At 40.3% G+C, this 25928-nt stretch carries 29 protein-coding genes; 26 read left to right on the forward strand and 3 right to left on the reverse strand.

All coding sequences use genetic code 11. The annotated features are described in order from the left end of the window. The first annotated feature begins 118 nt into the window (after positions 1-118). The 12 genes from rpoE to prmC all read left to right on the forward strand — a co-directional run bounded on the left by rpoE (position 119) and on the right by prmC (position 13059). Positions 119-628, forward strand: a complete 510-nt coding sequence (rpoE, locus tag G532_RS0112990; protein ID WP_027965182.1) for a DNA-directed RNA polymerase subunit delta — start codon at positions 119-121, stop codon at positions 626-628. A 155-nt stretch (positions 629-783) separates the two neighbouring features. Next, positions 784-2376: a CTP synthase gene (locus G532_RS0112995; RefSeq protein ID WP_027965183.1), complete on the forward strand. Its 1593-nt coding sequence runs from the start codon at positions 784-786 to the stop codon at positions 2374-2376. A 124-nt stretch (positions 2377-2500) separates the two neighbouring features. Beyond that, positions 2501-2863, forward strand: coding sequence for a response regulator (locus tag G532_RS0113000; RefSeq protein WP_027965184.1), 363 nt, complete (start codon positions 2501-2503; stop codon positions 2861-2863). A 249-nt stretch (positions 2864-3112) separates the two neighbouring features. Further along, complete coding sequence (gene fsa / locus G532_RS0113005) at positions 3113-3763, forward strand: fructose-6-phosphate aldolase (protein ID WP_027965185.1); 651 nt, start codon at positions 3113-3115, stop codon at positions 3761-3763. Between the two features lie 81 nt (positions 3764-3844). Continuing rightward, the gene (locus tag G532_RS0113010; RefSeq protein WP_027965186.1) at positions 3845-5131 is read left to right on the forward strand and encodes a UDP-N-acetylglucosamine 1-carboxyvinyltransferase; all 1287 of its coding nucleotides are present in this window, start codon (positions 3845-3847) and stop codon (positions 5129-5131) included. Between the two features lie 33 nt (positions 5132-5164). Next, positions 5165-6133 carry a class II fructose-bisphosphatase gene (gene glpX / locus G532_RS0113015; protein ID WP_027965187.1) on the forward strand — a complete coding sequence of 323 codons (969 nt, stop codon included), beginning with the start codon at positions 5165-5167 and terminating at the stop codon, positions 6131-6133. A gap of 396 nt (positions 6134-6529) precedes the next feature. Further along, on the forward strand, positions 6530-7804 hold the full coding sequence (gene rho, locus G532_RS0113020; protein WP_027965188.1) for a transcription termination factor Rho: 1275 nt from the start codon (positions 6530-6532) through the stop codon (positions 7802-7804). A gap of 184 nt (positions 7805-7988) precedes the next feature. Then, entirely contained in the window at positions 7989-8231 is a 243-nt protein-coding gene (locus tag G532_RS0113025; RefSeq protein WP_027965189.1) for a type B 50S ribosomal protein L31, read from the forward strand. A 175-nt stretch (positions 8232-8406) separates the two neighbouring features. Then, positions 8407-9015 (forward strand): thymidine kinase, encoded by a 609-nt coding sequence (locus G532_RS0113030; protein WP_035513115.1) that lies wholly within the window; start codon positions 8407-8409, stop codon positions 9013-9015. A 289-nt stretch (positions 9016-9304) separates the two neighbouring features. Continuing rightward, positions 9305-11029: a pyruvate oxidase gene (locus G532_RS0113035; RefSeq protein ID WP_027965191.1), complete on the forward strand. Its 1725-nt coding sequence runs from the start codon at positions 9305-9307 to the stop codon at positions 11027-11029. A gap of 115 nt (positions 11030-11144) precedes the next feature. Continuing rightward, positions 11145-12215 carry a peptide chain release factor 1 gene (gene prfA / locus G532_RS0113040; protein WP_027965192.1) on the forward strand — a complete coding sequence of 357 codons (1071 nt, stop codon included), beginning with the start codon at positions 11145-11147 and terminating at the stop codon, positions 12213-12215. Position 12216: 1 nt separating this feature from the next. Next, a complete protein-coding gene (prmC, locus tag G532_RS0113045; RefSeq protein ID WP_035513039.1) occupies positions 12217-13059 on the forward strand; it encodes a peptide chain release factor N(5)-glutamine methyltransferase in 843 nt (280 codons plus the stop codon). 61 nt (positions 13060-13120) lie between these two features. Here the strand turns inward: prmC and G532_RS0113050 are convergent, their stop codons facing one another. Continuing rightward, positions 13121-13444: a four-helix bundle copper-binding protein gene (locus G532_RS0113050; RefSeq protein WP_027965194.1), complete on the reverse strand. Its 324-nt coding sequence runs from the start codon at positions 13442-13444 to the stop codon at positions 13121-13123. 57 nt (positions 13445-13501) lie between these two features. Then, positions 13502-14047 (reverse strand): GNAT family N-acetyltransferase, encoded by a 546-nt coding sequence (locus tag G532_RS0113055; RefSeq protein WP_027965195.1) that lies wholly within the window; start codon positions 14045-14047, stop codon positions 13502-13504. A gap of 122 nt (positions 14048-14169) precedes the next feature. On the opposite strand from G532_RS0113055, the gene spoIIR reads away from it, so the two are divergent. The 9 genes from spoIIR to upp all read left to right on the forward strand — a co-directional run bounded on the left by spoIIR (position 14170) and on the right by upp (position 20565). Beyond that, positions 14170-14760: a stage II sporulation protein R gene (gene spoIIR / locus G532_RS15360; protein ID WP_035513041.1), complete on the forward strand. Its 591-nt coding sequence runs from the start codon at positions 14170-14172 to the stop codon at positions 14758-14760. Between the two features lie 58 nt (positions 14761-14818). Beyond that, entirely contained in the window at positions 14819-15202 is a 384-nt protein-coding gene (locus G532_RS0113065; protein ID WP_027965196.1) for a hypothetical protein, read from the forward strand. A gap of 67 nt (positions 15203-15269) precedes the next feature. Beyond that, positions 15270-16310: an L-threonylcarbamoyladenylate synthase gene (locus G532_RS0113070; RefSeq protein WP_211220367.1), complete on the forward strand. Its 1041-nt coding sequence runs from the start codon at positions 15270-15272 to the stop codon at positions 16308-16310. Between the two features lie 64 nt (positions 16311-16374). Further along, positions 16375-16926, forward strand: a complete 552-nt coding sequence (locus tag G532_RS0113075) for a manganese efflux pump MntP (protein WP_051189181.1) — start codon at positions 16375-16377, stop codon at positions 16924-16926. A gap of 69 nt (positions 16927-16995) precedes the next feature. Next, complete coding sequence (locus G532_RS0113080) at positions 16996-17436, forward strand: low molecular weight protein arginine phosphatase (RefSeq protein ID WP_027965199.1); 441 nt, start codon at positions 16996-16998, stop codon at positions 17434-17436. A gap of 27 nt (positions 17437-17463) precedes the next feature. Beyond that, complete coding sequence (gene rpiB, locus G532_RS0113085) at positions 17464-17910, forward strand: ribose 5-phosphate isomerase B (RefSeq protein WP_027965200.1); 447 nt, start codon at positions 17464-17466, stop codon at positions 17908-17910. Between the two features lie 57 nt (positions 17911-17967). Then, positions 17968-18510 (forward strand): TIGR01440 family protein, encoded by a 543-nt coding sequence (locus G532_RS0113090; protein WP_027965201.1) that lies wholly within the window; start codon positions 17968-17970, stop codon positions 18508-18510. Positions 18511-18549: 39 nt separating this feature from the next. Beyond that, positions 18550-19797: a serine hydroxymethyltransferase gene (gene glyA, locus G532_RS0113095; protein WP_027965202.1), complete on the forward strand. Its 1248-nt coding sequence runs from the start codon at positions 18550-18552 to the stop codon at positions 19795-19797. A gap of 138 nt (positions 19798-19935) precedes the next feature. Next, positions 19936-20565: a uracil phosphoribosyltransferase gene (gene upp / locus G532_RS0113100; protein ID WP_027965203.1), complete on the forward strand. Its 630-nt coding sequence runs from the start codon at positions 19936-19938 to the stop codon at positions 20563-20565. 307 nt (positions 20566-20872) lie between these two features. Here upp and G532_RS0113105 read toward each other — a convergent pair whose 3' ends face one another. Beyond that, positions 20873-21817 carry a nuclease-related domain-containing protein gene (locus G532_RS0113105; RefSeq protein WP_027965204.1) on the reverse strand — a complete coding sequence of 315 codons (945 nt, stop codon included), beginning with the start codon at positions 21815-21817 and terminating at the stop codon, positions 20873-20875. Between the two features lie 138 nt (positions 21818-21955). Between G532_RS0113105 and G532_RS15365 the strand changes: the two genes are divergently transcribed. From G532_RS15365 to atpE, 5 genes are all read left to right on the forward strand, one after another. Next, a complete protein-coding gene (locus G532_RS15365; RefSeq protein ID WP_156882596.1) occupies positions 21956-24043 on the forward strand; it encodes a S8 family serine peptidase in 2088 nt (695 codons plus the stop codon). Between the two features lie 241 nt (positions 24044-24284). Then, positions 24285-24500, forward strand: coding sequence for an AtpZ/AtpI family protein (locus G532_RS0113115; RefSeq protein ID WP_027965205.1), 216 nt, complete (start codon positions 24285-24287; stop codon positions 24498-24500). Beyond that, positions 24497-24886, forward strand: coding sequence for an ATP synthase subunit I (locus tag G532_RS0113120; RefSeq protein WP_027965206.1), 390 nt, complete (start codon positions 24497-24499; stop codon positions 24884-24886). Before G532_RS0113115 ends, G532_RS0113120 begins: the two co-directional genes overlap by 4 nt. Before the next feature lies 1 nt (position 24887). Next, positions 24888-25610 (forward strand): F0F1 ATP synthase subunit A, encoded by a 723-nt coding sequence (atpB, locus tag G532_RS0113125; protein WP_027965207.1) that lies wholly within the window; start codon positions 24888-24890, stop codon positions 25608-25610. Between the two features lie 51 nt (positions 25611-25661). Next, entirely contained in the window at positions 25662-25868 is a 207-nt protein-coding gene (atpE, locus tag G532_RS0113130) for a F0F1 ATP synthase subunit C (RefSeq protein WP_027965208.1), read from the forward strand. Positions 25869-25928 lie beyond the last annotated feature (60 nt).

Below are 25928 nucleotides of genomic sequence, written 5' to 3' on the forward strand. Positions count from 1 at the left end.
CATTCCAATCCACAGCTTTATATTGACTGATAGGTATGATATTCTGTAAACTAGGAAATTAGATATGTATAAACTGAAATTGAAATTTTTAGCATGAGATGATGAAGGGGTGCTGGTTGTGAGCATAGACAAATATACTAAGGATGAATTAAAAGAGCTTTCCATGATTGAAATCGCTTATGAAGTGATGACAGATGAAGGTAAAGCAATGAACTTCCAAGATCTGTTCAAAATAGTATCAGAATCAAAGGGATTCACGAAGAAAGATAAAGAAAAGTACATTTCCCAGCTGTATACTGATATTAATGTTGATGGGCGCTTCTTATCTGTAGGTACGAATATGTGGGGCTTGAAGTACTGGTACCCTGTCGATCAAACGGAAGAAGATGCTTTCGTTGAAGAAAAGCCTAAGAAGAAAAAGAAAAAAGCTGCACCGAAAAAGAAAGCGAAAAAGAAGGCGCCAGCGGAAGATGTAACTTTAGAAGATGAATTGGATGACTCTGCTCCAGAAACGTCAGATGAATTATTTGATGATGAAGTGGTTCCGGAGCTCGGAGAAGAAGATCCGAATGAAGTTTTAGATGATGAGCTGGATGATGAAGACGATGAGGAAGACACAACAAAGTAATTGAAGTTCATCTTGACTTTACGTTCGTTCAGGCGTAATATTCTATGTGGGCTCTCTAAAATAAATAATAAGCTCCCGATTGAATTCGGGAGCTTTTTTTGTTTTTTATATAGGCTTTTCGATATTTTAAGACTGGAAAGGTGAGGAACATAATCATGACGAAGTATATTTTTGTAACAGGTGGAGTGGTTTCTTCTTTAGGGAAAGGGATTACAGCTGCATCACTAGGTAGACTATTAAAGAATCGTGGACTAAAGGTGACGATTCAAAAATTCGATCCATACTTAAATGTGGACCCAGGCACAATGAGTCCATATCAGCACGGGGAAGTATATGTTACAGAGGACGGGGCAGAAACAGACCTCGACTTAGGCCACTACGAACGTTTCATTGACATTAATTTAAACCAATACAGCAATATAACAACTGGTAAAGTATATTCTTCTGTCATTCGTAAAGAGCGTCGCGGAGATTACTTAGGTGGTACGGTACAAGTTATTCCACATATAACGAATGAAATTAAAGATAAAGTGTATCAAGCTGGCAGAGAAACGAATGCAGACGTCGTGATTACCGAAATCGGCGGGACGGTTGGTGACATCGAAAGCTTGCCGTTTTTAGAAGCAATTCGCCAGCTGAAAAGTGATGTAGGAAGAGATCAAGTAATGTACATCCATTGTACGCTTGTTCCTTACCTTAAAGCTGCTGGGGAAATGAAAACCAAGCCGACACAACACTCGGTAAAAGAGTTGCGTTCGCTAGGTATTCAACCGGATGTCATTGTTTTACGTACGGAAATGGCTATAAGTAAGGATATGAAAGAAAAGATTGCGTTGTTCTGTGATATTAACGAAAACGCAGTAGTAGAAGCACGTGATTGTGAAGTATTATATGAAGTTGCACTGGATATGAAGGATCAAGGGTTAGATCAACTTGCTTGTGACCACTTCCAGATTAACTGTCCAGAAGCGGATATGACAGAATGGAACCATTTAATTAATCAAGTTAAAAACCTATCGAAAACAACGACCATCGCACTTGTCGGAAAATATGTAGCCTTACAAGATGCGTATTTATCGGTAGTAGAAGCATTGAAGCATAGTGGTTTTGCTTATGATTCTGATATTGAAATTAAATGGGTCGCTTCAGAAACGTTAACTACTGACAATGTAGAAGAAACCTTGGCTGATGTAGACGGTATTTTAGTGCCTGGAGGGTTTGGAGATCGCGCAATTGAGGGTAAAATTGAAGCAATTCGTTATGCGCGTGAAAACAAAGTTCCTTTCCTAGGGATTTGCTTAGGTATGCAGCTTGCTACAGTGGAATTTGCCCGTAATGTGCTTGGGTTAACAGACGCACATTCAGCAGAAATTCAACCAGATACACCACATCCAATTATTGATTTATTACCAGAACAAAAAGATATCGAAGATCTAGGTGGAACACTTCGCCTTGGTGTCTATGCTTGCCGTTTAGAAGAAAACACAAAAGCCTACGAAGCTTACCAAGATGAAGTAGTGTATGAACGCCATCGTCACCGTTATGAATTTAATAACTTTTACCGAGACGACATGGAGGCAAACGGTTTTAAATTTTCAGGAAAAAGTCCAGATGGTAGGTTGATTGAAATTATAGAAGTGGAAGATCATCCATTTTTTGTTGCGTCTCAATTTCACCCAGAATTTAAATCTAGACCAAATCGTCCACAGCCGTTATTCAAGAAATTTGTCGAACATTGTGTAAAATAATCGAATAAGACTGCATTTTTAAACGATTACGAATTTTTAGAATATCTAGGCTTGATTTCCCACACGATTTCTATTAAGTTTAGGAATAGATGCTTACTTTATTTGAAAAAGTTAGGTGGGAACTATGAAACGTAAAAGTGTTATAGTCGTTGATGATGAAGACGGAATTCGTATGCTCCTCACGGAAGTTTTTCAGCAAGCAAATTATGTGGTGGAATCATTTTCAAATGGGGAGCATGCACTTCAATCCGCATCACTAGCGAAAGCAGACTTGTTTGTGGTTGATTTCCTTTTGGATGATATGAGAGGGGATCAATTTGTTCAATCATTACAAAATCTCGTGGGAAAAATTCCATTTATCATAGTTACAGGTCTCTCCGCACATGAAGTAAGAACAAAATCTAAAGTTCAAATTGATCACATTTTAGAAAAGCCATTTTCTCTCGATAAATTGGTCGATTTAGCCCATGAATTAACAACTAATTAAACGTACTCCACTTTTCTATAGTTGCGAAATGGCGGTGCAATTGGTATTCTATAGTTATGAATGAACAATCTATTACATAAGCATGTAAATGGGTTGGAGGAGGATCTCATTGTGCCATTTATCGTCAGTGCGCGAAAGCAAGAATTCTCAACAAGTATAAACCGTTATTAGGAATGGCTGATCCTGTTTTTGGGTTGGCCTTTTCGTGTTTTTTTAGAAAAAATAGATATGAGATAAGGGGTTTTAAACATGAAGTTTTTTATTGATACAGCAAATATTGCAGAGATTAAAGAAGCGAATGAACTCGGCATTCTTGCAGGAGTGACAACGAATCCATCGTTAGTAGCGAAGGAGAATGTTTCTTTTCATGATCGTTTAAAGGAAATTACAAAGGAAGTAACAGAAGGGTCTGTCAGTGCAGAGGTAATCTCTGAAGACGCACCTGGTATGTTAAAAGAAGCAGAAGAACTTATTAAAATCGCTCCAAATATTACAATTAAAGTTCCGATGACGTTAGAAGGTTTAAAAGCCTGTAAAGCATTGACTGATCAAGGTGTGAAAACAAATGTTACGTTAATTTTCTCCGCAAATCAAGCCTTGTTAGCAGCGCGTGCAGGTGCTACATATGTGTCACCGTTCTTAGGGCGTTTAGATGACATGGGTCAAAATGGAATGAACTTAATTGCAGAAATTGCAGAGATCTTTGACCGTCACGGAATTGAATCACAAATTATCGCTGCGAGCGTACGTCACCCAATGCATGTACACGAAGCTGCATTACACGGGGCACACATTGCGACTATTCCATTCAAGGTCATTCAACAGTTAGTGAAACACCCATTAACGGATCAAGGAATCGAAAAGTTTTTACAAGATTGGGAACAAGCAAATAAAGCATGATTTTAAATTGGCAGCACATACTATAATCAAGTGCAATGCCTTTTGAACCCAAAAAAACAACCACTGTAGAGGAGTATTCATATGGAAAAGTTACTCATCGAAGGAGGCCACCAATTAAGAGGTACCGTTCGAGTAAGTGGGGCAAAGAATAGTGCAGTTGCTTTACTGCCTGCGACGATTTTAGCAGGGGGAGAAGTAACAATTGAGGGCCTTCCGAATATTTCAGATATTGATACACTTAAATTATTATTAGAAGATATTGGCGGCACCGTTTCCCAAGTGGGAGATGATGTTACGATTGATTCATCAAAAATGATTGCGATGCCACTTCCAAATGGCAGAGTTAAAAAATTGCGTGCATCCTACTATTTCATGGGCGCAATGCTAGGTCGCTTTAAAAAGGCAGTCATCGGTTTACCGGGAGGCTGTGATTTAGGTCCACGCCCAATTGATCAGCATATTAAAGGATTTGAAGCTTTAGGTGCTGAGGTTACGAATGAACAAGGTGCTATTTATTTACGCGCAGAGAAGTTAACTGGGGCGAAAATTTACCTTGATGTCGTAAGTGTTGGTGCAACGATCAACATTATGCTAGCAGCCGTTCGAGCGGAAGGAAAAACGGTCATTGAGAATGCTGCGAAAGAACCAGAAATCATTGATGTTGCAACGCTTTTAAATAGTATGGGCGCGAACATTAAAGGTGCTGGTACGGATGTGATTCGAATTGAAGGAACAGAAGAATTAGGTGGATGCAAGCATACGATTATACCAGACCGAATTGAAGCTGGTACGTATACGATAATTGCTGCAACGAAAGGGGAAGAAGTCGTAATTGATAACGTGATCCCCACTCACTTAGAATCGCTTACTGCAAAACTTCGTGAAATGGGCGTCGTTATTGAAGAAGACGGGGACTCCTTATTAGTTCGAGGAAACCGTAAGTTAACTGGGGTAGACATTAAGACATTAGTTTATCCAGGTTTTCCAACCGATCTTCAACAGCCGTTCACTGCATTGCTAACACAAGCGAGCGGTACGAGTATCGTGTCTGATACGATTTACCAAGCACGTTTTAAACACGTCGATGAATTAAGACGAATGAATGCAAAAATTAAGGTGGAAGGTAGCTCTGCAGTTATTTCTGGAGTGACACCTTTAGAAGGAGCTAAAGTAAAGGCGAGTGACTTACGTGCAGGGGCGTCCCTTGTGGTTGCTGGGCTGATGGCAAATGGTGTGACAGAAATTGTTGGGATTGAACACATCGAACGAGGATATGACCAAATTACAGAGAAATTGACCAGCTTAGGTGCACACATTTGGCGTGAACAGATGACAGAAGAAGATAAGCGGTTATTTCAAAACGCTTAATGGGAGTTTGTAAACTGGGGAGGAAACCATACAATGGAACGTAGTTTATCAATGGAAATTGTCCGTGTAACAGAGGCAGCGGCTTTAGCGTCTGCTCGCTGGATGGGTCGTGGAGAAAAGGAAGAAGCGGATGGCGCTGCAACAGAAGCAATGCGTACGGTTTTTGATACAATTCCAATGCACGGTACAGTCGTGATCGGCGAAGGGGAAAAAGACGAAGCTCCGATGTTATACATAGGAGAAGAAGTAGGAAGTGGCAATGGACCTGAAGTAGATATTGCAGTTGATCCGGTGGAAGGTACAAACATTGTTGCTTTAGGTACTTGGAACGCACTATGTGTAGTTGGCATCGCAGACCGAGGTAATTTATTGCATGCTCCAGATATGTACATGGAGAAAATAGCAGTAGGTCCCGAAGCGGTTGGCAAAGTTAGCTTAGACTATTCTGTTGAAGAAAATTTGCGTGCAGTCGCGGAAGCAAAAGGAAAAGATGTGGAAGACGTTGTTGCAGTGGTGTTAAACCGTCCACGTCACCAAGAATTAATTAATGAAATTCGTGAAGCAGGTGCCAGAATTAAATTAATTCCAGATGGGGATGTAGCCGCTTCGATTAATGCTTGTTTTGACGATACAGGTGTCGACATTTTAATGGGAGTAGGTGGTGCACCTGAAGGCGTACTTTCTGCAATCGGATTAAAATGTCTAGGCGGCGAAATCCAAGGCCGTTTAAAACCTGTCGACAAAGAACAAGAGCAACGATGTGTCGAAATGGGAGTAAAAGACGTTAGTACAATCCTTTATATGGACGACCTTTGTAGTGGCGATGATGCGATTTTTGCCGCAACAGGTATTACGGATGGAGAACTTTTAAAAGGCGTTCAGTTTAAAGGAGATAAAGCTACGACAGAAACAGTGGTTATGCGTGCTAAATCTGGAACTGTTCGATTTATTGATGGGAACCACAGTTTACAAAAGAAACCTAACTTAGTGATGGAAGATTAATTTAAACCTCAGCCGAGAATTCGGTTGAGGTTTTTGACTTACTATGGAGAGTTTTGAGTGGCGTTCTGGAACCGCTTCCGGCGGATGGCAGCTCTAATCGGGTGTATAAGTTCTTTTGCCGGCATACGGGTTCATATACGGGCGCACGGACTCTTTTGCCGGCAAAAGAACGCTACATTCAGGTGTAAGAACTTGAATGCCGGCATAACGATTTTATACCGTTTCAGTTCCAATTTTATTTCTGCTTGCCAGCTAGTTTGAATAACGATATACTAGAAGAGTTAAAGGATTTATCCTCTATTTTTCACTTCAAATAAACGAAAATCAGTCAATTCTTACTTATTCCAATAAAAAACTAACATAAAACTTAAAAATAAATTAAAGAGTGGTGTTCTTGTGTCAAAATCAATAACAATTTCCGAATTGGAAACAAAGACGCTGAAGGATTTATATGCCCTTGCGCGTGATTTTGGTGTTTCTTATTATGCGAAATTAAACAAAAAGGAATTAATATTTGCTATTTTAAAAGCGCAAGCAGAAAAAGAGGGTCATCTTTTCGTCGACGGTGTTTTAGAAATTATTCAATCGGAAGGCTTTGGCTTCTTAAGGCCGATCAACTATGCACCAAGTGCGGAAGACATTTACATTTCTGCTTCCCAGATCCGTCGTTTTGACTTAAGAAACGGGGACTTAGTTTCTGGTAAAGCTCGTCCACCTAAAGAGAATGAACGTTATTTTGGATTATTGCATGTCAGTGCAGTAAACGGTGATAATCCTGAGAGTGCAAAAGAGCGTATTCATTTCCCAGGTTTAACGGCACTTTATCCAGACCGTAAAATGAATTTAGAAACGACGAAAAATGTATTATCAACAAGGATTATCGACATGATGTCACCTGTAGGTTTTGGACAGCGTGGACTTGTTGTTGCCCCTCCAAAAGCGGGGAAAACAACAATTTTAAAGGAAATGGCTAATAGTATTTCAAAAAATCATCCGAATTCTAAGTTGATTATTCTCTTAATTGATGAACGACCAGAGGAAGTAACGGATATTGAAAGATCTGTTGCTGAGGATGTGGATGTAGTCAGTTCAACATTTGATGAAGTACCACAAAATCATATTAAAGTATCCGAACTCGTATTAGAGCGTGCTATGCGTTTGGTAGAACATAAGCAGGACGTAATTATTTTAATGGATAGTATTACGAGATTAGCTCGTGCTTATAATTTAGTAATTCCACCAAGTGGACGTACTTTATCTGGTGGTATTGATCCAGCTTCTTTCCATCGACCGAAAAGGTTCTTTGGGGCTGCTCGAAATATTGAAGAAGGTGGGAGCTTGACGGTTCTAGCAACAGCTCTAGTGGATACAGGCTCGCGTATGGACGATGTGATATATGAGGAATTTAAAGGAACAGGTAATATGGAGCTTCATTTGGATCGTCAAATGGCAGAAAGAAGAATTTTCCCAGCAATAGACGTACTCCGCTCCGGTACTCGAAAAGAAGAGTTGCTTATGCCGAAGGAGCAGTTGGATAAAGTTTGGGCAATTCGTAAAACGATGCAAGACCAGCATAATTTCTTGGACCGGTTCCTAAGAAGACTTCGTCAGTCAACTACAAATGAAGAGTTTTTCAAGATTATGAATGATGAAATGAAAGGAAAGAACTAACTTATAGGAGCATGATGTCTATAGTGGTTCATCCTTTTTCCGATAAAAAAACAGCTTGCAAAACATACTTCGAGTTGATATAATCACTCTGTATGAATGAAAGAAGATAAATCCGTCTTACATGATATGACGGTTGAAAACAACTCTGTCTCAAAATGATTCAGGGCAAGGAGGAGTGTTAATCATGAAACAAGAATTACATCCGGATTACCGTAAAGTTGTATTTTTAGATACAAGCTCTGATTTTAAATTCCTTACAGGTTCTACTTTAGAATCTGAAGAAACGATTGAATGGGAAGACGGAAACGAATACCCATTAATCCGTGTTGAAATCAGCTCGGCATCTCACCCGTTCTATACTGGTAAACAGAAGGCGGACAAAGTCGGTGGCCGTGTCGACCGCTTCAAGAAAAAATACAACATGTAATAAAGTTGGATTTCTTACAAAAGGAGCTGGCTGTTCCATTCAAACAAACACCATAGCAGAAGATGAAAATTGTTCTCTATTGGTGTTTGAGTGGAGCGGTCAGTTTTTTTATACTTAAAAAGCGAAAATTGACGAATAATGAATTGAAAATGGATAAACGAGGTGCGAATATATGATGTATGTTATGGAGCAAAATGGCTGGGTAGAGGTCATCTGCGGAAGTATGTTTTCTGGAAAATCAGAAGAGTTAATTCGCCGCGTAAGAAGAGCTACATATGGAAATTTAGATGTGCGTGTGTTTAAACCAGCACTGGATGATCGCTATGAAAAGGAATCGATTGTGTCTCATAACGGGAATTCAATCATTGCTCGACCAGTAAATTCCATCCATGATATTGAATCGGATATCACGAACGAAGTAGACATTGTTGGTATTGACGAGGCGCAGTTTTTTGAAGAAGATGTGGTAAATGTTGCCCAAAACCTAGCTGACCGTGGCATTCGTGTGGTCGTTGCCGGGTTAGATTTAGATTTCCGCGGGGAGCCATTCGGACCAATGCCGCAACTAATGGCGCTAGCTGAAACAGTGACGAAACTGAATGCAATCTGCCCGCATTGTGGATCCCCAGCAAGTCGCACCCAAAGACTAATTGACGGAAAACCAGCGTCATATGATGACCCGGTAATACTTGTCGGAGCGTCAGAATCGTACGAGCCACGTTGCCGTCATCATCACGAAGTCCCAAACCACCCAAGAGCGGAAAAAGCAATGAATAATCAATAAGGAAGCTTGGCTGCGCGCCAAGCTTTTTTCTATTTTAAAGCATCGATATTTTATAATGGGAGTATAGAAACCGAAAGCGGGAGTATAGATTTTGATAACGGGACTATAGAATTCAATAATAGGAGTATAGAATCAAATTACTGCGCAGGAGCCTCACCTCACTTCACAAGCCTCAGCTAATAATCATTTCCTCAATCTCATCTTCACGTTTCGAAAATCCTTTTTAGGGAAAAAGACTATTAATGGAAGCATTCGATAGCGTAAAACTATGCAGAAGGTGGGATTGTGAATGTTCGAAAAACGCACAGGAGAAATTATCGTCGATCAATTATTGGAGTGGGGTGTGGACCATATGTATGGCATGCCTGGGGATTCGATAAATAACTTAATTGAAGATCTTCGCAAAAAGCAAGATAAAATCGCGTTTTATCATGTAAGGCACGAAGAAGTTGGGGCGTTGGCTGCCGCTTCTTATGCGAAATTGACTGGTAAGCTGGGTGTCTGTTTGTCAATTGCAGGGCCAGGTGCAGCACACTTGATGAATGGGTTATATGATGCGAAGCTTGATCGCGCACCTGTATTGGCACTAGTCGGCCAGGTAGAAAGCTCGAAAGTAGGTACGCATGTTCACCAAGAAATTGACTTAGAACAACTTTTCAGCGGAGTGGCAGTGTATAGTAAACGGGTAACTTCGGCTGAACAAATGCCGGATATGTTAAATATGGCGATTCGACAGGCATATAATCATCAAGGTGTCTCCGTTCTGATTGTTCCAGATGATTTATTCACCGTCAAACAGAGTGAAGGTGGGCGTAAAACCGGTGCAATCAAGCCGAACGTAAGAATGGAACCAGCCCAAGAGGTGGTATCCAATAGTGTAAAATTACTTAATAAAGCAAAAAAACCGGTGATCTTAGCTGGTAAAGGAGCGCGTAATTCTAGAGAAGAGCTCCTAGAATTTGCACATAAAATGAATGCACCGATAATTTTGAGCTTATTAGGAAAAGGCGTCATCCCTGATTTTCACGAATTAAATCTTGGCCAACATGGGGGCATAGGAACGAAACCAGCTTATCAAGCGATGAAAGAAACTGATTTGCTGATTCTCATAGGCACTAATTTTCCTTACCGCGAATTTCTGCCAGATGATGTTAATGCAATTCAGATCGATATTGAAATGGATCAAATAGGGCAGATTTACCCTGTAACGGAAGGGTTATGTGGCGATGCTAAATTAATTTTACCTAAACTTATATCATCGATCACGCCTTCAAATGACGATAAGTTTTTGAAGAAATACCAAGATAAAATAAAGAAGTGGCATGAACAAATAGTAACGGAGAAGAGAAAAGTGAAAGACCCACTTCAAGGCCCACAAGTGATGAATGCCCTCGAGAAGTATGTTGACGAGGATGCGAACATCTCCTGTGATGTAGGAAATGTTACGGTTTGGGTAACAAGATATTTCCCGTTTAAATACCAGAAGTTTATTTTATCAGGTGATCTAGCATCCATGGGCTCAGGCCTCCCTGGAGCAATTGCATCTCACGTAGCGTATCCTGATAAACAAGCGGTCGCGATATGCGGAGACGGTGGGTTTAGTATGGTGATGCATGATTTCATAACGGCTGTTCAGTACGATATGCCGGTGAAAATTATTGTCTTAAACAACAGTAAAATCGGTATGATTAAATACGAGCAGCAACAAAAAGGAAATCAAAACTACAAAACAGATATTGCAGATGTGAACTATGCAGACTTCGCGAAAGCATGTGGAGGAGATGGATTCCGTATCAATTCATACGATGAGCTGGACACAAAGATGCAACAGGCATTTCTATCTGACCGTCCAACTGTGATTGATGTCGCAATTGAAGATATTCCTCCATTACCTGGACAAATCTCGTATGAACAAGCTGCGAACTACAGCAAATATTTAATTAAAGAGTTCTTCGAGAGTGGAAAAATTGATTTTCCAGATTTAAAACCAACTATACAACGTGTGAGAAGGTAAATTGTTCGTCCACTTCTCCTATTCCAAACAAGAAATTATGTTTATGATGTTTATTCATTTTATGGTATGATATAAGGTGGACTAATAAACAGGAATAGGTAGAGGTGGACGTTTTATGTTCGATAAGTTAGAGCATTTGGAAGAACGCTATGATCAATTGACAGATCTATTAATGGATCCTGAAGTAATTGGGAATTCTAATAAACTACGCGAATATTCAAAAGAACAGGCGGACTTACAACCAGTAGTTGAAAAGTATCGTCATTATAAAGATATTAATGCGCAAATAGCTGAAGCGAAGACGATGCTTCATGAAGAATCTGATGCAGATATGGTCGATATGGCTAGAGACGAACTAGAAGAGCTACAACCACAAGTAGAACCACTGGAAAAAGAGATGAAGATGCTCTTGATTCCAAAAGATCCTAATGATGATAAAAACATCATTATGGAGATTCGCGGAGCTGCTGGTGGAGATGAGGCTGCCTTATTCGCAGGTAATCTGTACCGTATGTATGCACGATTTGCAGAGTCGAAAAATTGGAAAATAGAAGTGATCGAAGCTCATGAAGCCGATATGGGCGGGTATAAAGAAATCATTTTCATGATCAATGGGGCGAATGTTTATTCAAACTTTAAATACGAAAATGGTGCTCACCGCGTACAGCGTGTACCTGAAACAGAATCAGGCGGACGTATTCATACGTCTACAGCAACAGTAGCTGTACTGCCAGAAGCGGAAGAAGTAGAAGTGGAAATTCATGATAAAGACGTGCGTGTCGATACCTTCACTTCATCTGGCCCAGGTGGTCAGAGTGTAAATACAACCATGTCTGCAGTTCGTTTAACGCACGTTCCGACTGGCGTTGTTGTGTCCTGTCAGGATGAAAAATCACAGATTAAAAATAAAGAAAAAGCGATGAAAGTTTTACGTGCACGCGTTTATGAAATGTTCCAAAAAGAAGCACAAGATGAATACGATGAAAACCGTAAATCAGCTGTTGGTACGGGAGATCGTTCGGAGCGAATTCGTACGTATAATTATCCACAAAACCGTGTAACGGACCACCGAATCGGGTTAACTATCAACAAGCTTGATCAGATTATGGAAGGGAAATTAGAAGAATTTATTGATGCCCTTCTCATCGAAGAACAAACACAGAAGCTTGAGGAACTAGGTGAATAAAATGGAAAAAACATTCACTGTAAGAGGAGCCCGTAATTGGGCTTCTTCTTTTTTAGAAGAACATAATCGAGAGGCTCGCGTGGGAGAACTTATGTTACTTCATTTACTAGATGCAAAGAAGCATCAAATTTTAATGAGGCAAACAGAGGAGTTACCAGAAGGCGTTTCTCATACCTTTCAAAAATGGGTTCAAGAGCATGCAGAGACAGGGAAGCCTTTGGAGCATTTTACTAAAAAAGCAGAGTTTTATGGCAGAGATTTTTATGTAGATCACCGTGTGTTAATTCCAAGACCAGAAACTGAAGAATTGATTGAAGCAGTGCTTTCTAGAATCTCACCGAATATGTCCATTGTCGATGTCGGAACAGGTAGCGGGATTATTGGGATCACATTAAAGAGTGAATTGCCAGAAACGAAAGTGTACGCCACCGACTTAAGTGAAGATGCTTTAGAAGTGGCGCAGGAAAATGCCAATGCACTTGAATCGGAGGTCCATTTTTATAAGGGAAACTTTTTAGAACCGCTACTAGAGCAAAAAATCAATCCAGATATAATTGTTTCCAACCCGCCTTACATTCCAGTCAATAACCGGAGCAACCTGTCAAACACTGTACTGCATGACCCAGAACTTGCACTCTTTGCGGAGAAGGATGGACTCGCTGCTTATGAGGCTATTGCAAACCAGGCACTTCAACTGGACGAAAAGCCACAGTTGATTGCTTTTGAAATCGGCCATGATCAAGGTGAGTCCGTTCCAGCGTTACTTAACAAACTGGATCCAAACGCACACCTTACCGTGATCCAAGATATCAATAAAAAAGATCGAATCGTTTTGTGGAAGTAACAGAAAAAGTTCCGGCACATCCAAGTAGCCGGAACTTTTCCTATATTAAAAACCTTTTTCATTATGCTGCAATTTCACGGCAAACTTTTGCGCATTCATAACAAGCTTCTGCACATTGTTGGCAATGGTCGTGATCATGTTTTTGGCATTCATCCCCACAAGCTTGGCAAACTTCAGCACATAACTTAGCGATATCACGGACAAATGGACTGTTACGCTGCATAGCTTGTGCTGTGTAGGCACAAATATCCGCACATTCTCTGTCCAAACGTATACAGGAAACCATATGTTTTACATCGTCCTCCTGTAAGCAGGCGTCAAAGCAATTCTCACAAGCTTCTACACATCTTAAACACGCGTCAATTGCTTTTTGGTAATTACTCATATACTACTCACTCCTTTAAAGAATAATTAGTTATACGATACCCAATTTCTTGAAGTATTACTCTTCCTCCCACTCCCTTTTCAACATCCCATAAACAACATGGTCGACTGCCTTCCCATACAGCATCTCTCCAGCCCGAATCATGCCTTCTTCGGTAAAGCCAAGCCGCTCGGGAATAGCTCTACTCTTATAATTCTCGCTAGCTGCCCGGATATCTACTTTATTCATGCCGAGCCCTTCGAATGCATACTTCGTTAATCCATGAGCCACTTTTGTCATAATGCCATTACCTTGATAACCTTCAGCAAGCCAGTAGCCGATATAAGCAATCTTGTTTTGCCAATCAAGTTCATTGTAACCTGCGACCCCAACTACTTTTCCTTTAAACACAATCACTGCATTTAAGCTTCTGCTTTCGGCATACCCCTTTTTACACATGTGAATAAACTCTTCTGTATCTTTCACTTCTTTAATGTAATCCACCCACGGAAGCCATTCTCTTAAATAGGATGAATCTCGCCTTGTAATATCATAGACTGCTTGTTTGTCGCCGAGATCTATTAACCGAAGCGACAACTCATCTGTTAGATCGTATGTAAACATCCACTTCACCCCTTATCATTTTATGTATTTTAACATTTTTTCACATCGGAAGGTATATCTTTCTATCAACTTGTCAATGTTGTGATTACGAGATTGAAAGATTAAAGGGGCGAAAAATAGAGATGAAGTATATCGGAGCTTTGATTGTGATCATCGCATGTATTCAAATATTTTTCACTGAAGCAGTGGCTGAGGATAAAGAACAAGCTGAGCAGGTTCAAGAGGAGCAACAAATGATTCCAGACGAAGCAATTAGGTTAAGGATCTTAGCTGAATCAAACGAAGAGCAAGATCAAGAAATGAAATACCAAGTGCGCGATCAAGTCAATGCACAGATTACAGAGTGGGTTCAGGAAATTACAGATATAGAAGTAGCACGTGAAAAAATTAGTTCCAACTTAGCGGCAATTGAAAAGATTGTTTCTAAAGAAATCGGTGGAGATCATTTCTCCGTATCATTTGGAGAAGCGGATTTTCCAGATAAAACGTACGGAACTTACTTTTACCCAGAAGGTGTGTACGAAGCTGTCGTCATTACTCTTGGGGAAGGAGAAGGAGATAACTGGTGGTGCGTCTTGTTTCCTCCACTATGTTTCGTAGAATTTTCCGGAGGCGAAACGGTTTTAGTTCCAGAAGAAGATCCGGACGATGCGGAAGAAGAAATCGAAACATCTTTCTTCCTTTGGGACTTTGTGAAAAATTTATTCGCCTAATGGCATAAATGGGTATGTAAATTCATAGCTTAATAGAAACGAGCAAGGGGGAATGTGCATGTTATCCATTCAACCAGTGAATGAAATGACAATGGATCCATTTTTTAAAGAACACCAACAAGAGAAGTGGGCGGAGGAATTTGGTTACTATATTACACTTCAAGAGGAGGTAATTGGTTTTTTCGTCCTCTATCCTTTAGAAGAAGGGGCATGGTTGCGACGACTACTTATGAAAGAACAGAAGAACCCAGCGTTAATCGTAATGGCGTTTGACTGGGTGGCAGAAGAAGCGAAACAATTAGGCTATATGAAATTGCTCACAGCGATCACGGACCCGGAGAAACGGTTGTTGCTTGAAATGAATAATTTCAAGCCAGGAACAGAACCAAGTGAAGCAGACGCGCCAGAAGCAATCCAGTGGTATGAACGCCAATTGCAGTAGAATGATTGCAAGAAGAGGGTTTTCCTTTCATAATAAAAGAAAAGTTTAGAAGGAGAACCTACTCGTGATGAAAAAAGAAACGAAGAAATTTCAAGTGCCTATGAATGATGCGTCAAAAGATCATAAAGATATACAAAAAGCAGCAACACTCCTTCAAGCGGGAGAGGTTGTTGCTTTTCCTACTGAAACGGTATATGGATTAGGTGCAGATGCGACCAATAACCAAGCAATTGATAAAATTTTTGAAGCGAAAGCGCGTCCTCAAGATAACCCACTAATTGTGCATATTGGCAGTAAATCAGATGTAGAAAAATATGTGAGTGACTACCCTTTTCATGCGAAACAGCTAGTAGAAGCATTTTGGCCGGGAGCTTTAACGGTTATTTTGCCCGCTAAGGACGCTTTTGCAAGGAATGTTACAGCAGGATTAACCACTGTAGGTCTTCGGATGCCGGACCATCCTGTGGCGCAGGCCATTTTACAGGCAAGTGACTTACCAATAGCTGCTCCAAGCGCCAACCTGTCGGGAAAACCCAGCCCCATAACAGCTGAGCATGTCCTGCAAGATTTAGACGGAAGAATTGCTGCAGTGGTTGATGGTGGACCTACTGGCGTTGGTGTCGAGTCAACGGTAGTCGATTGTACGGCGGAAAGGCCAATTATTCTGCGTCCAGGTGGGGTTACAAAAGCAGATCTCGAAGAAGTGATTGGTACGATTGATGTTGCAGATCATTTATTAGAAGAGGCGGATGCTCCGCGTTCCCCGGGGATGAAGTATAAACATTATGCCCCGGATGTTCCTATTTGGGTAATAGCTGGAGATGCTCCGCAAATGGCATTAGTGTATGAAAAATTAATTGCCGAGGGAAAGCGTGTGGGCTATATGATTAGTGAAGAACGTGCAGAGGCCTTACATGTTAACCCAGATATCTCTCTTGGTTCCGCTGAAAACGTAACCGAAATCACTAAAAATATCTATGCTCACTTACGAGCTGTAGATCAGTTAGATGTAGATATTGTTTTAACCGAGTCCTTCTCCAAACAAGGAATCGGTCAAGCTTTAATGAACCGATTAGAAAGAGCCGCAAGTGAAATTATCATCGATTAAAAATTGCCTGTCCTTCTATTTGCAATGCAACATGCATAAATATAATTAGTATGTTGTAAAGAGGGTGGGCGTTATTTTTTTAGAGTATAGTTATCTGTCGGTATTATTGCTTGCGACAGCAGTTTCTATGGACGCTTTTTCTGTTAGCTTAACGATTGGTATGGGGACAAGACGGCTTCGCAATATGATGTTTTTCATCTTATTCGTTGGGATTTTCCATATAATGATGCCACTTGTTGGTATGATTATTGGTCATTATTTTTCGATGCAAATCGGAGCGATCTCTAAAATATTTGCTGGGGCTATTTTAATCATTATTGGTATTCAAATGATCGCAGCAAATCTTATACCACAAGTGGAAAGACGTACGGATCATTTTATTCAACTAGCTGCTCTAGCCTTTACGGTGAGTTTGGACAGTTTTTCTGTTGGAATTACATTAGGGTTTATGCGAGAAAGTGTGATTGTAACGATGCTTTCATTTGGAATAATGAGTATGGCTATGACTACACTTGGAATGTATGTGGGAAGTAAAGGGAAATTTATGTTTGGTACATATTCTGAGTCCGTTGGAGGGCTCGTGTTATGTTTATTAGGTGTGTTTACCATATGGTAAGAATGACAAGCTAGTTATTATCAAGTAAAATAGAAGTATCGAACATGTTTAGCTAAGGAGGAAGCCACATTGCAACGAATTCTATTTATATGTACCGGAAATACATGCAGAAGTGCTATGGCAGAAGCTTTAGTGAAGCACAAATATCCAGAAGTGGACGTTCAGTCTGCTGGAGTGCTAGCTGGTAGTGGACAAGCGGCCAATGATCATGCGGTAGAGGCATTGAAACAACAGGGAATCAGCTGTAATCACACCTCTCAGCCAGTGACACGTGAATTGTTAAACTGGGCAGACCTTATTTTAACGATGACGGAGCAACATAGGCAAATGCTTATTACAGAGTATCCACAAATGGAAGAAAAAGCGCACACCTTAAGAGGTTATGCGTTTAAAAATAATAAATCTGTAGATATTAAAGATCCAATTGGCTCTTCTATTGAGACATATGAAGCTACTTTAAAAGAGATGGAAGAAGCTGTGGATGAGATTTTTACAAGACAAGAAAAATAAGATAGATAAGTTTAAGGAGGGTGTTTCATGAAAGTAGTACTAGCATCGGATCACGGAGGGGCAAATTTGCGCTCAGAGATTGCTTCTTTATTAGAAGAAATGCAAGTGGAATATACAGATAGTGGGTGTCATTGTGAAGGTTCTGTCGATTATCCAGATTACGCAATCCCAGCTGCAGAACGTGTTGCACAAGGGGAATTTGATTATGGAATTATCGTGTGTGGAACTGGAATTGGGATGTCGATTACAGCAAACAAAGTAAAAGGAGTTCGTTGTGCGCTAGTGCATGATGTGTTTAGTGCCAAAGCAACTCGTCAGCATAATAACGCAAACATGCTAGCGATGGGCGAACGTGTAATTGGTCCAGGGTTAGCGCGTGAAATCGTTACCGTATTCTTGTCATCAGACTACGAAGCAGGTAGACATGCAACACGTGTGGATAAAATCGAAGCTTATGAGAAGAAAAAGAAATAGTTCTTTTCGGAAACTATGAAACTGTGAAAATTCTCCCAAAAAGAGGGGGTAATGTAGATGAAAATTGAAACCATTGACCGCGAAATTCGTGCTATAATGAAATCGTGGAAAGAAGCGGATCTCGTTCGTGAAAAAGACATCATGGTTGTCGGCTGTTCAACGAGTGAAATTACCGGACAACGTATTGGAACTGCCGGCAGTATGGAAATCGCAAAAACCATTTATGAAAAGGTGAAAGCGTTTCAAACGGGCACGGGTTGTGAATTAGCTTTTCAATGTTGTGAACATTTGAACCGTGCAATTGTTGTCGATCGTTCTGTACAGGAGCGTTACGGGTGGACAGTTGTTAATGCGATTCCACAGCGTTCAGCAGGTGGATCGATGGCAACGTATGCTTATGAAACCATGCGTGACCCCGTCCTAGTAGAATATATAACGGCAGATTATGGGATGGACATTGGTGATACAATGATTGGCATGCATTTGAAGCATGTTGCAGTCCCCTTACGTTTTCAACAGAAAAGTCTAGGCGAAGCCCATGTCACTTTTGCTAAAACACGACCGAAATTAATCGGAGGAATCCGCGCAATTTATGAGTAACTTTTAAGGAGAAAGAGTAATCGGAGGAGGATTTTATTCATGACGCATTTACACAACAAACTATCAGAAGTAGACCAGGCAATGTTAGATGCTATTAATTTAGAAAAAAATCGCCAACACGACAAAATCGAACTGATCGCATCAGAAAATTTCGTTTCAGAAGCGGTTATGGAAGCAGCTGGATCTGTTTTAACAAACAAGTATGCAGAAGGTTACCCAGGGCGTCGTTATTACGGTGGCTGTGAATATGTAGATATCGCAGAAAACATCGCGCGTGACCGGGCAAAAGAATTATTTGGAGCAGAGTTCGTAAATGTGCAACCTCACTCCGGTGCCCAGGCAAATATGGCAGTTTATTTCACCGTTTTAAAGCCTGGCGACACGATTTTAGGAATGAATCTAAATCACGGTGGTCACTTAACACATGGTAGCCCAGTGAATTTCAGTGGAAAATTATATAATGTAGTTGATTACGGTGTCACAGAAGATTCCGAAACGATCGATTATGATCAAGTATTAGCAAAAGCAAAAGAAGTACAGCCGAAGCTAATAGTTGCAGGAGCTTCAGCCTATCCACGTTCGATCGACTTTAAAAAATTCCGTGAGATTGCTGATGAAGTTGGAGCTTATTTGTTAGTAGATATGGCGCACATCGCTGGGTTGGTCGCAACTGGTCATCATCCATCTCCAGTACCACATGCTCATTTTGTGACCACAACTACGCACAAAACATTACGCGGACCTCGTGGTGGAATGATTTTATGCAAAGAAGAATTCGGTAAGAAAATCAATTCGAATGTCTTCCCAGGAATGCAAGGTGGACCATTAATGCATGTGATCGCAGCAAAAGGTGTAGCATTTAAAGAGGCGCTTGACCCATCATTCAAAGACTATTCCAAGCAAGTAATCGACAATGCAAAACACTTAGGAGAAGCATTGAAAAATGAAGGCGTACGATTAGTTTCAGGTGGTACGGATAACCATTTATTACTATTAGACTTACAACCATTAGGATTAACTGGTAAAGTCGCTGAAAAGGCTTTAGATGAAGTAGGAGTAACCACCAATAAAAACACAATTCCTTTCGACCCTGAAAGCCCGTTTGTAACAAGTGGCGTTCGTATCGGAACAGCGGCAGTAACTACTCGCGGATTCAAGGAAAAAGAAATGGGCGAAGTTGCTGCAATTATTGCATTAACTCTCAAAAATCATGAAAATGAAGACAAATTAGAAGAAGCAAAATCGCGTGTACAAGCATTAGCAGATCAATTTCCAATGTATAAATAATTGGTAGGAAGTGGCGGAACTACTCGTCACTTCCTTTCTATGTGTATTTTGCAAAAAATATCATTGCCGGAGCCGGTTGCAACTGACGACTGTTTTCGCTACAATTCAATAGATATCTTACAAAAGGAGAGGTTCGATTTGGGTAAATTGTACGTATTTGATCATCCATTAATTCAGCATAAAATAACTTATATTCGTGATAAAAACACAGGAACAAAAGCATTTCGTGAACTAGTTGATGAGGTTTCAGCTCTCATGATGTTTGAAATCACAAGAGAACTACCTTTAGAAGAAGTGGAAGTAGAAACGCCAGTATCCCTAGCGAAATCCCATGTACTAGCAGGGAAAAAACTTGGAATAATTCCAATCTTACGTGCAGGACTAGGAATGGTTGACGGGATCGTAAACTTGGTTCCAGCTGCAAAAATCGGACATGTCGGCCTATACCGTGATCCAGATACATTAAAACCAGTCGAATACTATATAAAATTACCATCTGATATTCACGAACGTGAACTAATCGTCACAGACCCAATGCTAGCAACAGGCGGCTCAGCCATTGAAGCCATCCACTCCCTGAAAAAACGCGGCGCAACACAAATCCGCCTCATGTGCCTAATCGCAGCACCAGAAGGAGTCGAAGCAGTACAAGAAGCCCACCCTGACGTAGACATCTACGTAGCCGGCTTAGACGAAAAACTGAACGAAAAAGGATACATCGTGCCCGGACTAGGAGACGCAGGAGACCGATTGTTTGGGACGAAGTAAGGGAATAGGAAAGATCGCCAATGAAGGCGATCTTTTTTATTTTTCTACATAGTAGGAGAGATTCTTTTTTAGAGAATTACGGTCAATCAGTTGTTAGGAAGTCCAATCAGTCGTTAAGGTGCTCCAATCAGTTGTTAGGAAGTCCAATCAGTCGTTAAGGTGTTCCAATCAGTTGTTAGGAAGTCCAATCAGTCGTTAAGGCGCTCCAATCAGTTGTTATGAGGTCCAATCAGTCGTTAAGGTGTTTCAATCAGTTGTTAGGATGCCCGATCAGTCGTTAAGGAATTTCAACTTAAGTAAATTATATCTATACATAGTAAACAGTATGTCTATAGCTACCTTCTTTTCTTTTGCAAGAGTTGATTAGCATACGTTTAACAACTTCCGAAGACTCCACCCGCAAAAACTCCCTAGCCTCCTTATTTGTAATGCGCTCTCCATAAATATGCTTATATTCCTGCAGTGCTTTACGGTGAGCTTGCGAATCTTGGTGACCACAACTAGGACAGTGCCAACTTCGCTTACTCCGATTCATCATATCGATCTTACATCCTGTGCACCAGACTCCACAGCGAATTCGATCTCGAGAAATTCCGAATTGATCGACTAAATTTACATGATGTTTCTCCGCATGCTCTTTCAATTTAAAAGCCAAACTCTTTAAATCCTGCATACGATAATAATCTTGTTTATAAAATTGTTGTAATTCGGGTAGTCGATTTAAAATTTGTTGGGAGTAAATGAAGTCTTGTTCGGGTGACATAAGTGTTAATGTTGCGGAAGGTTCTGCGAAGACAGCGAGTGTGTGAATCGGGATTGGTGGGGCATTCCAATACTGAAGTTTGCTCTGGAGATGTTTCTTTTGTATGGAGGCTTGTGTGACTGGGCAGTCGTAGCGTCTTGTCCCACCATGTTCCAATACTTTTTCTAATTTGCGGGTCTGTGGATCATAAGTAAAGTTTCCGTGAAAAGTCTTCACTTCCACAATCAGTAGAAAACTTTTAAAAAGCAGCAAATGATCAATTTGAAAATAACCACTACTATGACTTAAGCGAAGATCACTTAACCTGATTGCCTGGTCCGAGACCATTTTAAAATAATAATCAAGTGACTTCTCCCCGTAATAACCAGTTGTCTCTTTCTTCAATTGAATTTCAAACTTTTCATACAGTGGGTCGCCGACAGAAAGTCTTGGTGTAATAGCTTCTAGAGCGAGGAGTTTCGAGGGTTTTTGAAGCGGTGAAAAATTCAAAGTCATTCCTCCTAAATTTATTCATACTTTATTATAGCCTTAAACCGCATCATTTCCTACATTTCTCCAAATTCCAGTGCATGATTTTGTCGTAATGCCTCATCCTATTCATAGAGAAAGGGTGATCATGTGGGAAGAATGATTTTATTAATAGGCTTCAGCTTATTTTTATATACAAATTCCATTCACGCAGAAGAGAAAACTACGTGGGTAATCGAAGTAGAAAATGTGGTGGAGTTCCAACAAGAGCTAGAAAAGAATTATCCACAAATAGAGGTAATTTACACGTTTGATTTATTATTAGAAGCAGTTGCAGTTCAAGCTTCTCCTGAAAAAATTCAACAGCTGCAACAACATGAACAAGTAGTCAGTATTTCTGAGTCAAAAACCTATCAGCTTGATCATCAACAAAATGAAACCGAATCCCCGTCGAAATTACCAAATTACTCCCTGAATGAAACGTCGGTCTATACTGGAAAAAACGTTAAGGTAGGCATCATCGACACTGGAATAGATTATACACATCCAGATTTACAGAAAAATTTCCGAGGTGGATTTGACGTGATTGATTTTGACGATGATCCACAGGAAACCCTCCCCCAACAAGGCTTACCTACAAATCATGGTACCCACGTGGCGGGGATCATTGGTGCTAATGGAAAGTTGAAGGGAGTGGCACCTGATGCTGATATTTATGGCTATCGAGCGCTCGGTCAAGGTGGCATGGGAACTTCTGCTCAAATCATCGCTGCACTTGAAATGGCGGTAAAAGATGGGATGGAAGTAATCAATATGTCGCTTGGGAATCAAGTGAATAGCCCGGACGATCCGATGGCAAAAGCAGTTGATGCTGCATATGAACAAGGCACATTAATTGTTACTGCTAACGGGAATTCTGGGCCGGAAGAATGGACAGTAGCTGCACCTGCCACTTCTGAACATGCTATTTCAGTTGGAGCATTAGCACATCCACAGCAAACACCAGTTTTCCACATAAAAGATCAAGTTATCCCCATTCGCGCTATACCTAATACACCTAAGTGGCAGCTTAAAAAAAGTTATCCACTGCTAGTAGTGGATAATGTGGATAAACCCACTCCAAATACCCACAATAAGATCCTACTTATTAACAGTGAACTAGCAAGTTATCCACAAATTGTGCACAAACTCAAGGGAAGCGAGGCTGTGGCAGCTATTATATACGCTTCGACGGAAGAAGATCCCAATCTGTGGGAATTTGTAGAATCAGACGTTCCAATTGCTTATCTTACAGAAGAGGAGGCAAACATCGTTCAAGAAGAGGAGTGGTTGGATACACAATACGAGGAAGCCCCTTCTCAAGTTGCACCATTTAGCTCTAGAGGACCATCAACTTCAAATTGGGAAATTAAACCGGATGTATTAGCTCCGGGTGTGGAAATTGTAAGTACCGTTCCAGAAGGATATGCAAGTATGAACGGGACGAGCATGGCAGCCCCCTATATTACGGGTATTCTGGCATTGTTGAAGGAAGCTTTTCCACAATCTTCACCTGAGCAGTTGAAACAGAAGTTATTCACAGCAGTAGAGCCAGGCTTTGAAAATACCCCACCAAACATACAAGGTGCTGGTGCGATTCAAGTCGACAAGCTCTTCAACCAAACATATCAGCTGGAACGAAAAGCACTTAACTTTGGGAAGCTCTCAAAAGACAATCGCTTTTCCAATCAAGAGATTTCCATTACGAATAAGGAACAACATCCCATCAACGTTATGTTTAAAGTACCTAAACGAGAACAAGGGTATATTTTTCAGTTGCCAATGGCGAAAAAAATACCACCAGACACAACAGAAACCTTTGAGTTTTCAGCTAAATATAATGACCACTTGAAAAGAAACAGCATGCAGCAAGGATATTTTGAAGTGCAAATTGATCAAAAGGAGGAAAAGCTTCCTTATTTAATAGTTCACGAGGACGAACCTTACCCTCGAATTACCGGTTTGGAATGGCATAAGAATCAAACGATTGTCTTTAATGCTGCGCAAGAAATAGATTCCTTAGCAATGACGTTTTTCACAAATGATCTTTATGAAAAGGTACAAATCGAGTTAGAAAATGTGCCAGAAGGACGCTTTAATGAACAAATAAGCATAGATGATTTACAACTGGGAACCTATACCATTATTATGGAAATTGAAGTGGATGGGTATACTACGTATCAACAGGAACAGATCAATATTTTTTAAGAAAATTTTATTCCGATCTATGGTCAATTTATTGTCACATTAAATGTAGAAAAACTTAAGATAATGAATTGACTTATACACAGGGCTATTGTATGCTAATTTAGTGTGGAATGATAAGGCTTACAAACGAAAAAAGCTGTTTTATAAACGCATTTTTTGTTTGTTCATGTCTCATCGTGATTGCTGATTTGTCAGTAGTCAACGCACTTTTTGTCTGAAATAACTCGAAGGAGGACCAACAATGAATAATCCACTTCGAGGAATGGCGATTACTTCTGCCATCCTAAGCCATTTATCTGGCGCGGTCATAGTCGGTATTTTTGCCGGCAGATGGATCGATGGATATTTTCAGACAAGCCCGCTTTTTTTGCTGATTGGAATCTTTCTTGGATTGGCCGCTGGTGTGTACGGAACCACCGTATTAGTTAAAAAGTTTTTAGGAGACGACGCATCATGAAAAATTATACATATATGGCCAATCGACAACGGAAATATATGCTTTATTTCCTTGCGCTCTCCGTTGTTGGCTGGGGCTTTACGGATTATGAAAGTGTATTTCTAGGTTTAATTCTGGGACAAGTAGTCGGATTTTATAATCTATTTATTCTTCAGAAGAAGATTGATACAGTTGGTGAAAAAGCTGCCACGAACCAAACAGCAAAATCATTCGGAACATTATCGCGTTTTGCCGGTGCGGCGCTCGTCGTTGTGATCGTTATGCGATTCCCCGAATACTTTCATTTAATCGCAGCAGTGATAGGTTTAATGACGCCTTATATGGTCATTATGATAGATTTTATTTTCCATCACAAAGAGACTACCACTACGAAAAGGGGTGAATGATGTGGATCACGGTGCACCTACATGGGAAAATGCTTTTGGATTAAGTTGGTTAGACTTTAATATTTCAAACGTTATTATGACTGTTGTTGTTTCACTTATTGTATTTCTTATTGCACTATATGGTAGTAAGCAACTTCAACGAAAACCAACTGGATTCCAGAACTTTATAGAGTGGATTATCGACTTCGTAAAAGGAATGATTTCTAGTACGATGGATTGGAAGACTGGTAAACAGTTCCTTCCATTAGCGATTACGCTACTCATGTATATTTTTATTGCGAACCTATTAGGTATTATGTTCATGGTTGTTTACAATGGGGATCTTTGGTGGAAATCGCCAACAGCTGACCCAGGTATTACATTAACACTTGCCGTAATGGTAGTTGCTCTAACGCATTACTACGGTGTTAAATTAAAAGGTGGAAAAGGCTATATTAAAGAATATTTCAAGCCAATCCCACTCTTATTCCCACTGAAAATCATCGAGGAATTTGCCAACACATTAACGCTAGGTATGCGTTTATATGGTAATATCTTCGCTGGTGAGGTGCTATTAGCATTACTTGTTGCTTTCATGGCATCAGGTATGTTCGAAGCGGCAGCAGGTTTCTTACCGATGCTTGCTTGGCAAGGATTTAAACTATTTATTGGTGCAATCCAAGCCTTCATATTCGTTATGTTAACAATGGTTTATATGGCTCACAAAGTGTCAACAGACCATTAAACATTATAAAATTCAAAAAAATATTTAATACATTCTTGAGGAGGATCACAAATGGAAGTTTTAGCAGCTGCAATCGCAGTAGGTTTAGCGGCACTTGGTGCTGGTATTGGTAATGGTTTAATCGTAAGTCGTACAGTAGAGGGTATCTCTCGTCAACCAGAATTACGCGGTGCTCTACAAACGACAATGTTTATCGGGGTAGCTTTAGTTGAGGCAGTTCCGATTATTGCAGTAGTTATTGCATTTATGGTTATGTAATAAAACTTTTTCCTTAAGGTTTTATTACATGACATGAGAATAATGGCGAAGTGAAGGGAT

The sequence above is a fragment of the Halalkalibacillus halophilus DSM 18494 genome (assembly GCF_000423105.1).
Lineage (GTDB): Bacteria > Bacillota > Bacilli > Bacillales > Alkalibacillaceae > Halalkalibacillus > Halalkalibacillus halophilus.

Coding starts and splice junctions, on each gene's coding strand:
- G532_RS0112995 (WP_027965183.1), top strand. CDS start 784: ATGACGAAGTATATTTTTGTAACAGGTGGAGTGGTTTCTTCTTTAGGG.
- atpE (WP_027965208.1), top strand. CDS start 25,662: ATGGAAGTTTTAGCAGCTGCAATCGCAGTAGGTTTAGCGGCACTTGGT.
- G532_RS0113035 (WP_027965191.1), top strand. CDS start 9,305: ATGTTCGAAAAACGCACAGGAGAAATTATCGTCGATCAATTATTGGAG.
- prfA (WP_027965192.1), top strand. CDS start 11,145: ATGTTCGATAAGTTAGAGCATTTGGAAGAACGCTATGATCAATTGACA.
- G532_RS0113070 (WP_211220367.1), top strand. CDS start 15,270: ATGAAAAAAGAAACGAAGAAATTTCAAGTGCCTATGAATGATGCGTCA.
- spoIIR (WP_035513041.1), top strand. CDS start 14,170: ATGAAGTATATCGGAGCTTTGATTGTGATCATCGCATGTATTCAAATA.
- glyA (WP_027965202.1), top strand. CDS start 18,550: ATGACGCATTTACACAACAAACTATCAGAAGTAGACCAGGCAATGTTA.
- fsa (WP_027965185.1), top strand. CDS start 3,113: ATGAAGTTTTTTATTGATACAGCAAATATTGCAGAGATTAAAGAAGCG.
- glpX (WP_027965187.1), top strand. CDS start 5,165: ATGGAACGTAGTTTATCAATGGAAATTGTCCGTGTAACAGAGGCAGCG.
- G532_RS0113120 (WP_027965206.1), top strand. CDS start 24,497: ATGAAAAATTATACATATATGGCCAATCGACAACGGAAATATATGCTT.
- G532_RS0113050 (WP_027965194.1), bottom strand. CDS start 13,444: ATGAGTAATTACCAAAAAGCAATTGACGCGTGTTTAAGATGTGTAGAA.
- G532_RS0113030 (WP_035513115.1), top strand. CDS start 8,407: ATGTATGTTATGGAGCAAAATGGCTGGGTAGAGGTCATCTGCGGAAGT.
- G532_RS0113010 (WP_027965186.1), top strand. CDS start 3,845: ATGGAAAAGTTACTCATCGAAGGAGGCCACCAATTAAGAGGTACCGTT.
- rpiB (WP_027965200.1), top strand. CDS start 17,464: ATGAAAGTAGTACTAGCATCGGATCACGGAGGGGCAAATTTGCGCTCA.
- G532_RS0113065 (WP_027965196.1), top strand. CDS start 14,819: ATGTTATCCATTCAACCAGTGAATGAAATGACAATGGATCCATTTTTT.
- G532_RS0113025 (WP_027965189.1), top strand. CDS start 7,989: ATGAAACAAGAATTACATCCGGATTACCGTAAAGTTGTATTTTTAGAT.
- G532_RS0113055 (WP_027965195.1), bottom strand. CDS start 14,047: ATGTTTACATACGATCTAACAGATGAGTTGTCGCTTCGGTTAATAGAT.
- G532_RS0113090 (WP_027965201.1), top strand. CDS start 17,968: ATGAAAATTGAAACCATTGACCGCGAAATTCGTGCTATAATGAAATCG.
- G532_RS0113000 (WP_027965184.1), top strand. CDS start 2,501: ATGAAACGTAAAAGTGTTATAGTCGTTGATGATGAAGACGGAATTCGT.
- G532_RS15365 (WP_156882596.1), top strand. CDS start 21,956: ATGATTTTATTAATAGGCTTCAGCTTATTTTTATATACAAATTCCATT.
- prmC (WP_035513039.1), top strand. CDS start 12,217: ATGGAAAAAACATTCACTGTAAGAGGAGCCCGTAATTGGGCTTCTTCT.
- G532_RS0113115 (WP_027965205.1), top strand. CDS start 24,285: ATGAATAATCCACTTCGAGGAATGGCGATTACTTCTGCCATCCTAAGC.